General features: G+C 67.2%; 8 protein-coding genes and 2 rRNA genes. All 10 read right to left on the reverse strand.

Going from position 1 to position 8,299, the window contains the following annotated elements; genetic code table 11:
• Positions 1-15 precede the first annotated feature (15 nt).
• Positions 16-489: a bifunctional nuclease family protein gene (locus ACGFN2_RS08635; protein ID WP_006606439.1), complete on the reverse strand. Its 474-nt coding sequence runs from the start codon at positions 487-489 to the stop codon at positions 16-18.
• A gap of 56 nt (positions 490-545) precedes the next feature.
• Complete coding sequence (locus ACGFN2_RS08640; protein ID WP_393358566.1) at positions 546-1,292, reverse strand: MerR family transcriptional regulator; 747 nt, start codon at positions 1,290-1,292, stop codon at positions 546-548.
• 17 nt (positions 1,293-1,309) lie between these two features.
• The gene (locus tag ACGFN2_RS08645; RefSeq protein WP_362606275.1) at positions 1,310-2,158 is read right to left on the reverse strand and encodes an FHA domain-containing protein; all 849 of its coding nucleotides are present in this window, start codon (positions 2,156-2,158) and stop codon (positions 1,310-1,312) included.
• Positions 2,159-2,276: 118 nt separating this feature from the next.
• Positions 2,277-3,320 (reverse strand): DUF881 domain-containing protein, encoded by a 1,044-nt coding sequence (locus tag ACGFN2_RS08650; protein ID WP_362606277.1) that lies wholly within the window; start codon positions 3,318-3,320, stop codon positions 2,277-2,279.
• Between the two features lie 5 nt (positions 3,321-3,325).
• Positions 3,326-3,658, reverse strand: a complete 333-nt coding sequence (locus ACGFN2_RS08655; protein ID WP_003984969.1) for a small basic family protein — start codon at positions 3,656-3,658, stop codon at positions 3,326-3,328.
• Positions 3,655-4,587 carry a DUF881 domain-containing protein gene (locus ACGFN2_RS08660; RefSeq protein WP_393358568.1) on the reverse strand — a complete coding sequence of 311 codons (933 nt, stop codon included), beginning with the start codon at positions 4,585-4,587 and terminating at the stop codon, positions 3,655-3,657. The genes ACGFN2_RS08655 and ACGFN2_RS08660 overlap by 4 nt, the downstream gene beginning before the upstream one ends.
• Before the next feature lie 75 nt (positions 4,588-4,662).
• Positions 4,663-7,158, reverse strand: a complete 2,496-nt coding sequence (locus tag ACGFN2_RS08665) for a mannose-1-phosphate guanyltransferase (RefSeq protein WP_362615198.1) — start codon at positions 7,156-7,158, stop codon at positions 4,663-4,665.
• Positions 7,159-7,279: 121 nt separating this feature from the next.
• Positions 7,280-7,888 carry a CDP-alcohol phosphatidyltransferase family protein gene (locus ACGFN2_RS08670; RefSeq protein WP_362615200.1) on the reverse strand — a complete coding sequence of 203 codons (609 nt, stop codon included), beginning with the start codon at positions 7,886-7,888 and terminating at the stop codon, positions 7,280-7,282.
• Between the two features lie 146 nt (positions 7,889-8,034).
• Positions 8,035-8,151 (reverse strand): 5S ribosomal RNA (gene rrf / locus ACGFN2_RS08675).
• Positions 8,152-8,225: 74 nt separating this feature from the next.
• Positions 8,226-8,299 (reverse strand): 23S ribosomal RNA (locus ACGFN2_RS08680); the annotation flags it as partial.

Raw genomic sequence — 8,299 nt, forward strand, 5'->3', positions numbered from 1 at the left:
TTCGCCTGGCCGATATCACTGGCTGTTGGTCCCGAAGTCCTCGGGCGAGATCTGGTCGAGGAACTCGCGGAACTTCTCCACCTCGTCCTCCTGCTCGTCCGGGATGGCGATCCCCGCGTCGTCCAGCACACCGTCGGTACCGAAGATCGGCGTTCCGGTGCGCAGGGCCAGCGCTATCGCGTCCGACGGACGCGCACTGACCTCGACCCCGCTCGCAAAGACAAGTTCGGCATAGAAAACCCCCTCGCGCAGATCCGTGATGCGGACCTGCGTCAGCTCCTGGCCCACCGCCTCCAGCACGTCCTTGAAAAGGTCGTGCGTCAGCGGCCTGGCAGGGACCATGCCCTGCTGGGCAAAGGCGATGGCGGTGGCCTCCCCTGGCCCGATCCAAATGGGCAAGTATCGATCGCCTCCCACCTCCCGCAGGAGCACGATCGGTTGGCTGGAAGGCATTTCCACCCGGACACCCACGACGTCGAGCTCGTTCACACAGCAACCCTAGGACGTGCCCGGCAGGTTTGGGTAGTCGGGCACTCGTTTGCTCGCTATGGGCGGACCCGCAGCGCGCTCTGCAGCAAGGCCGCGTGGAGCCGTACGGACAGCGTCGCCAGCTCCCTGGCGGTGGCTTCGGCATGCGCCCTGGTCTGCGGGTTACGGTGCCGCCGAAGGGGTGCAACGACCTGTTCGACCAGACCCGCCTCGCGCTCGGCCGCCGCCTTCACCGCACGCAGATGTCGCGGCTCCAGACCGAATCGGCCCAGGTCCGCGACAAGTTTGGCGACCGTGACGGCCTCGATGTCGTATCCGCCGTCCGCGTGGGGGACGATGAGTCCGTAGGACTCCCAGTCGGTGAGCGCCGCCTCGTCCACGTCCGCGGCGGCCAGCAGCTCGGCCCGGCCGATCCGGGCAGCCGTCGGAGGCTCCGTATCCGGGTCGGGCAGGCCCTCGACCAGGTCCCGAGAGGGTGCGGCCGGGGCCGGCAGCGGCACCTGCTCACCGCGCTCCAGGGCGTCCAGATGCTCCCGGATAACCTTGAGCGGCAGATAGTGGTCCCGCTGCATCCGCAGGACGGCGGCCAGCCGCCCGACGTCGTCCTGCGTGAATTTGCGGTAGCCGGAAGGCGTGCGCTTCGGCTCGACGAGTCCCTCGGCCTCCAGGAAGCGAATCTTGGAGATGGTGACCTCGGGAAACTCCTCGCGCAGCTGGGTGAGCACCGTGCCGATGCTCACCGGCTTGCCGTCCGAGGAGGCGGCACCGGCAGAGCCGGCGCCGCCTTTCGGTGTATCGCGCATATGCCTTCCCCGGCCGGTCAGATACCGGCGCCTCGCTGGCTCGCGTAGAAGACCAGGCGGAACTTGCCGATCTGGACCTCGTCGCCGGTCGCGAGGGCGACGGAGTCGATCCGCTCGCGGTTGACGTAGGTGCCGTTCAGGCTGCCGACGTCGGCGACGGTGAAGAGACCGTCGGAACCGCGACGGAATTCCACATGGCGGCGCGAGACCGTCACATCGTCGAGGAAGATGTCGCCCTGCGGATGCCGGCCGGCCGTGGTCAGCTCGCTGTCCAGCAGGAAGCGGCTGCCCGAGTTCGGCCCCCGGCGGACGACCAGCAGCGCCGATCCCAACGGGAGAGCGTCCACGGCCGCCTGGGCCTCGGGCGACAGCGACGGCGCCAGATTCTGGCCCGTCGTCTCCGAGTCGTAGGCCTCCAGCCCCGAAATGGAGATGGTCGACGTCGTCTCGGACGCCCGCTCGGGCTGGGCACCCGCACGCAGCGGCGCGCCACAGTTGGAGCAGAACCGGCTCGCCTCGGCGTTCTGGTTCCCACACCTCGTACAAACCGGCAAGGCCGACCCTCCACCCGTGTGTGCGGCTGATGGTTCCTGGGAACCTATGCGGCCGGCACCGGAGGGGTCAACAGAACCCGCGCCGTACCCCCCGGACGGACCGCTGACCTCGTCACGGAAGAGCGGACGGTCCTCGGACGCGCCGCTCTCGTCGGGCTGACGCGGAGCGCGGTGCCGCGCCGAGCCGCTGTCGCCCTCCTGGCGTGCGCTCTTGCCAAAAAGCTTTCCAAACAACTTCACGGGCGATTCCCCTTGAACGAAACAGACCCGCCCGTGGGGCAGGACGAACCCTCGATGCACACACCGGCCCATCCGGACATCCTGTGAACGTCCGTGGCCTTCAGACAGTTTCCACCACACACCACACGCACGGTGCGTCGACCCCCCGCTACCTCATGCCCTGCTCGGGCACTCGACATACGTGCACGCCTCACTGAGATGACAACCGAGCGTAGTCAGGCCGCTCCGCCTCTCGCAAGGCGTTCACAATGATCTTCTCCTCACGGGTCACAGACACCTTGGCCTGCTCCTTTTCCAGAGTCTGGACCACTCCGCCAGGGATGTTCAGCGCCGGTTCCAAGTCCTCCGGCTTGCCGATGACCTTGAAGCGGAACGGCTGCATGACGCGCTTGCCGTCGATCTCCACGCCACCCCGGACATCCGAGAGATAGCTGTCCGCGACGACCCGTACGTCGTTGACCTGGATGGCCTCCGCGCCGGCCGCCCGCAGTTCCTGGATGGTGTCCAGCAGCTTGTCCGCCTCCACGGAGTGCGTCGGGTCGTCGATGGTCAGGTTGATGCCGGGCCCCCGTGCCGCGACGGTCCCGGCCAGCACGCCCAGCTGCTGTTCCTTCTCCACGGTCTGCTTACGGGCCTCCTCGGCCTGGTCCGAGCTGTTCTCCAGCTCGGTCTTCTGCCCTTCCAGGCGCCGCTGTTCGTCGGTCAACCGCTGGGAGCGGTTGTCCAGCTCGTCCAGAATGCGCACCAGGTCCTCCTGGCGCGCACCTCTCAGCGCACTGCTGTCACTTGTGGAACGTACCTGAATCGCCAGGCCGAGGCCGAGAATGAACAGCAGCAGCGCAACGATCAGTTGAGCCCGGGTCAGCCGCGGCGGCCACAGACTCGCAAGGAGCCGCTCCCGACCGGTCTTCGGGCGTTCCGCACCCCCGTCGTCATCGGCGACGACGTCCGGGGTCGAGGAGTCTGCCCCTTTGCCCTGCTTCTGTCCAGCACTGTCCGGTTCCTGGGCTTCGGCTCCGTCACCGGACTCCGCCTGCTCGGGGGTGCTCCAGCTCTCGGGCGGCATCGGACGCCGGCCGGCCGGGCCGCCGTCCTGCTCCTGCTCCGTCCGCTCCGGTTCCGTCCGCTCCGCCGCCTTCGCCGGCTCCGGTTTCCGCTCCGGCTGGATCTTCTCCAGCTCGGCCTTCTTCTGCGGCTCGGGCTTCTCAGGCTCCGGGGCCTGGTCCTCGGTCATCCGCCTCACGCCCTGAAGACGTGCCGGCGGATCGCGGCGGCGTTGGAGAAGATCCGGATACCCAGCACCACGACGACGCCGGTGGAGAGTTGGGCACCGACACCCAGCTTGTCGCCGAGGAAGACGATCAGCGCGGCGACCACGACGTTCGACAGGAAGGAGACCACGAAGACCTTGTCGTCGAAGATGCCGTCCAGCATGGCGCGCAGACCGCCGAACACGGCGTCCAGCGCCGCGACGACAGCGATCGGCAAGTAGGGCTCGACCACCGTCGGCACCACGGGTCGGACGACAAGCCCGACCACGACTCCCACGATGAGGCCCAAAACGGCGATCACGATGTGCCCTTCCCTATGTCGGCGCCGTCCGCCTTGGCGGCGCCGGCCTGCGGCTTTGCGGTACGTACGATCAAGCTGGGCGCGGGCGGCAGCGTGACCCCGTTCTCAGCGGAAATCCTGGTGCGCACGCCATAGTTCTCCTGCAGCACATGCAGGTACTGACCGTCGGCGCTGTCCTGGAACGCGGTGCTCAGCCGCTGCCCGTCCCCCACCGCCAGCACCGTATAAGGCGGCACCAGTGGCTTGTTGTCGACCAGTATGGCGTCTCCCGCGGCCCTGATCGCCGAGAGTGACGTAAGCCGCTGCCCATTGACGGAGATGGCCTCCGCACCGGACGCCCACAGGCCGTTGACGACGCGTTGCATATCCCTGTCGCGTACCCGCCCGGTGTCCGAAAAACCACTGCTTTCGCGCGGACCGCCGCCGCTGGACGCCGCGCCCTTCGCATCGTCCACGACGAGCTTCACGCCAGGGCCGGTGACCTGGGTCGAGCCGGACAGCAGCGCCAGCAGCTCCGCCTTGTCGCCACCGTGTCTCTTCAGCGCCTCGCGCTGCATGGTGCTGACGTCGTCCCGGAGCGCGTCGACCCGCTTCTGCTGCCGGTCCGCCTCCCCGGTGCCCTTCTGGATGCGGTTGATCAGTTCCTCGCGCTCCTTGGCGAGCGTCGGTGCTGATATCCGCGCCTGCGCCGCCCCCACCGTCACCACGACGGCGGCCAGCACCAAACCGGCCGCCAGGCCCAACTTCGCCCGCAGGGTGCGGGGCAGCCCGCGTACTCCGGCTTCGGACTTGCGCGCGGCGGCCTCGGCATATCCGTCATCGAGGCTGTGATCCATCACGTTGGTCAGCAGCGACATGGACGCATCGGGGCGCGCGGCCGACGTATTCGGGTTGCTCCGATCGGGGCGCTGCTGCGACATGCCGCACATCGTCGCACGTCGGCCGCGCGGTCTCCCAATGGCCCCACCGGCGTGCCGATTCACGGCCCGCCGGTGGGGCCCCGGTCAGCGTCCGGCGCTGTCCACCACCGCGGACCACTCGTCCAGCAGCTGCTGGGCGGAGGCGTCATCCGGCCCCTCCGCCCACAGGTGCGTGACCGCCTCCGCGGGGTCCGGCAGCACCAGGACCCAGCGGCCGTCGGACTCCACGACCCGTACCCCGTCGGTGGTGTCCACGTCCCGGTCGCCGGCGGCCTCGACCACATGCCGCATGACCAGGCCCTTGACCGCCCACGGGGTGGCCAGGTCCCGCCGCTGGACATGCGCCCGCGGGATACGGGCATCGATCTGGCTGAGCGTGAGCTGGGTGCGGGCGACCAGGCCGATCAGCCGGACGAACGCGGCCGCGCCGTCGAAGACGCTGCTGAACTCCGGGATGAGGAAGCCGCCCATGCCGTCCCCGCCGAAGACCGTGCCGTCGGCGCGGCCCACCCGGGTCAGATCGTCGGGCGAGGTCGTCGTCCACTCCACCTGCGTGCCGTGATACGCCGCCACCTGCTCGGCGATCCGGGTTGTGGTCACCGGCAGCGCCACCCGCCCGGTACGCCGCTCGGCCGCCACCAGATCCAGCATGACCAGCAGCGCGCGATCGTCCTCGATGATCCGGCCGCGCTCGTCCACCAGGGAGAGCCGCTCTCCTACGGGGTCGAAGCGCACGCCGAAGGCGGCCCGCGCCGAGGCCACGATCTCGCCGAGCCGGACCAGGCCGGCACGCCGGGCGTCGGCGGTCTCGGTCGGCCGGGATTCGTCGAGCCCGGGGTTGATGGTCAGGGAGTCGACGCCGAGCCGTCCCAGAAGACTGGGCAGGACCAGGCCCGCACTGCCGTTGGAGGCGTCCACGACGACCTTCAGTCCGGAGTCGCCGACACCCGTGGTGTCCACGGCCCGCAACAGCGATCCGGTGTAGGAGTCGAAGACACTGGCCGGGAAGATCAGATCGCCGATCTCGCCGGGGAAGGCGCGACGGTACTCCTGCCGGGCGAAGACCCGGTCGAGCTTGCGCTGCCCGGCCTGCGAGAGGTCGGCGCCCCGCTCGTCAAAGAACATGATGTCCACGGAGTCCGGCACACCGGGCGTCGTACGGACCATGATCCCGCCGGCGCTGCCCCGCGCGGTCTGCTGGCGGGCCACGGGCAGCGGGACGTTCTCCAGGTCGCGTACGTCGATGGCGCTGGCCTGCAGCGCGGAGATCACGGCACGTTTGAGCGCCCGCGCACCACGGGAGTGGTCGCGGGCAGTGGTGACCGTGGAGCCCTTCTTGAGCGTGGTGGCGTACGCCCCGGCGAGCCGTACCGCGAGTTCCGGTGTGATCTCGACATTGAGGATGCCGGAAACCCCGCGGGCGCCGAACAGATGCGCCTGGCCCCGGGACTCCCAGATCACCGACGTGTTGACGAACGCGCCGGCCTCGATGGTCTTGAACGGATAGACCCGCACATTGCCCTGGACGATCGACTCTTCACCGATCAGGCATTCGTCGCCGATGACGGCGCCGTCCTCGATCCGGGCGGCCCGCATGATGTCGGTGTTCTTGCCGATCACACAGCCGCGCAGATTGCTCTGCTGCCCGATGTAGACGTTGTCGTGCACGACGGCACGGTGCAGGAACGCACCGCTCTTGACGACGACATTGGAGCCGACGACGGTGTGCTCACGCAGCTCCACACCGGCTTCGATCTTGGCGTAGTCACCGATGTACAGCGGGCCGCGCAGTACCGCGTCGGAATGGACCTCGGCGCCCTCCGCGACCCATACGCCCGGCGAGATCTCGAAGCCGTCGATTTCGACATCGACCTTGCCTTCGAGCACGTCGGCCTGTGCCTTCACATAGCTCTCGTGGGTGCCGACGTCCTCCCAGTAGCCCTCGGCGACATAGCCATAGATCGGCTTGCCTTCCTTCATGAGCTGCGGAAAGACATCACCCGACCAGTCCACCGACACATCGGGCTCGAAATAGTCGAAGACCTCCGGCTCCATGACGTAGATGCCGGTGTTGACGGTGTCCGAGAAGACCTGGCCCCAGGTGGGTTTTTCCAGGAAGCGTTCGACCTTGCCGGCCTCGTCGACGATGGTGATGCCGAACTCGAGCGGATTGGGGACTCGCGTCAGGCAGACGGTGACCAGGGCGCCCTTTTCCTTGTGGAAGCGGATCAGATCCGTGAGGTCGAAGTCGGTGAGGGCGTCACCGGAGATGACGAGGAAGGCGTCGTCCTTGAGGGCTTCCTCGGCATTCTTCACACTGCCTGCGGTACCGAGCGGCTTTTCCTCGTTGGCATAGGTGAGCTCCATTCCGAGCTCTTCTCCGTCGCCGAAGTAGTTCTTGACGAGGGAGGCAAGGAATTGCACGGTCACGACGGTCTCGCTGAGACCATGCCGCTTCAGCAGCCTGAGCACATGCTCCATGATCGGCCGGTTGACGACCGGAAGCAGGGGCTTGGGCATACTGGACGTCATGGGGCGAAGTCGTGTTCCTTCGCCACCGGCCATCACAACGGCCTTCATGTCGGAAGCGTCCTCCTCTAAGAGACGACGGTCTTGCCGACTTCACTTGTCCAGTTCGCCCACTGTTCCTGTTATCGCGTACGGGCGCCGGGCCTTGGCACCAGCTGCCGGTCCGGAAAGCTCAGTCGGCCGTGGTGTCCGCTCTGATGAGGCGGCGGACTTGGACCACGTAGAGGATTCCTGCCCACCAGTACAGCGCTGTACCCCATCCTGCGAACGCCCATCCGAAAACGGCAGCAAGTGTGTGAAGCCAGCTGTTTCCGCTGCTCAGGAGGAGCAGCGGGAAGGCGTACATCAAGTTGAACGTAGCCGCTTTGCCCAGGAAGTTCACCTGGGGCGGCCCGTATCCGTGGCGTCCGAGGAATCCGATGGCGATCAGCAGCATCACTTCCCGTGCCAGCAGGGCCGCGGTCAGCCAGACCGGCAGGATCTCGCGCCAGGTCAGGCCGACGAGGGTGGACAGGATGTAAAGGCGGTCGGCGGCCGGGTCGAGGATGCGGCCCAGACTGCTGATCTGGTTCCAGCGCCGGGCGAGCTTGCCGTCCAGATAGTCACTGACCCCGCTGAGCGCGAGGACCAGCAACGCCCAGCCATCGGCCTTCGGGCCGCCGAATACCGGCCACAGGATCAACCACAGGAACAACGGCACGCCGAGCAGGCGAGCCATGCTCAGGATATTCGGGATGGTGAGGACGCGGTCCGTCTGGACCCGCGTCTCCTGGACCTCCACGCGGAAGCCTCCTGTGGGAAATCTGCCAACGATGCCCCCTGACCTTACCTGGCCCGCCGGCGACGCCGTGCCGCGGGTCCCAAGATCACCACAACGCAAGAAAGCCCCTCGGGAACTCGCGTTCCCGAGGGGCTTTCTCAAAATTTGTTCGGCGGCGTCCTACTCTCCCACAGGGTCCCCCCTGCAGTACCATCGGCGCGGAAAGGCTTAGCTTCCGGGTTCGGAATGTAACCGGGCGTTTCCCTAACGCAATGACCACCGAAACACTATGAAGTTAACCAACCCGGCACTAACACAGGTCGTTACTTCAGAACCTACACAGTGGACGCGAGCAACTGAGGACAAGCCCTCGGCCTATTAGTACCAGTCAACTCCACCCGTTACCGGGCTTCCATATCTGGCCTATCAACC

Origin of the sequence: Streptomyces sp. NPDC048612, assembly GCF_043199295.1 — a bacterium.
GTDB lineage: Bacteria > Actinomycetota > Actinomycetes > Streptomycetales > Streptomycetaceae > Streptomyces.

Coding starts and splice junctions, on each gene's coding strand:
- ACGFN2_RS08645 (WP_362606275.1), bottom strand. CDS start 2,158: ATGGGCCGGTGTGTGCATCGAGGGTTCGTCCTGCCCCACGGGCGGGTC.
- ACGFN2_RS08640 (WP_393358566.1), bottom strand. CDS start 1,292: ATGCGCGATACACCGAAAGGCGGCGCCGGCTCTGCCGGTGCCGCCTCC.
- ACGFN2_RS08665 (WP_362615198.1), bottom strand. CDS start 7,158: ATGAAGGCCGTTGTGATGGCCGGTGGCGAAGGAACACGACTTCGCCCC.
- ACGFN2_RS08660 (WP_393358568.1), bottom strand. CDS start 4,587: ATGTGCGGCATGTCGCAGCAGCGCCCCGATCGGAGCAACCCGAATACG.
- ACGFN2_RS08650 (WP_362606277.1), bottom strand. CDS start 3,320: ATGACCGAGGACCAGGCCCCGGAGCCTGAGAAGCCCGAGCCGCAGAAG.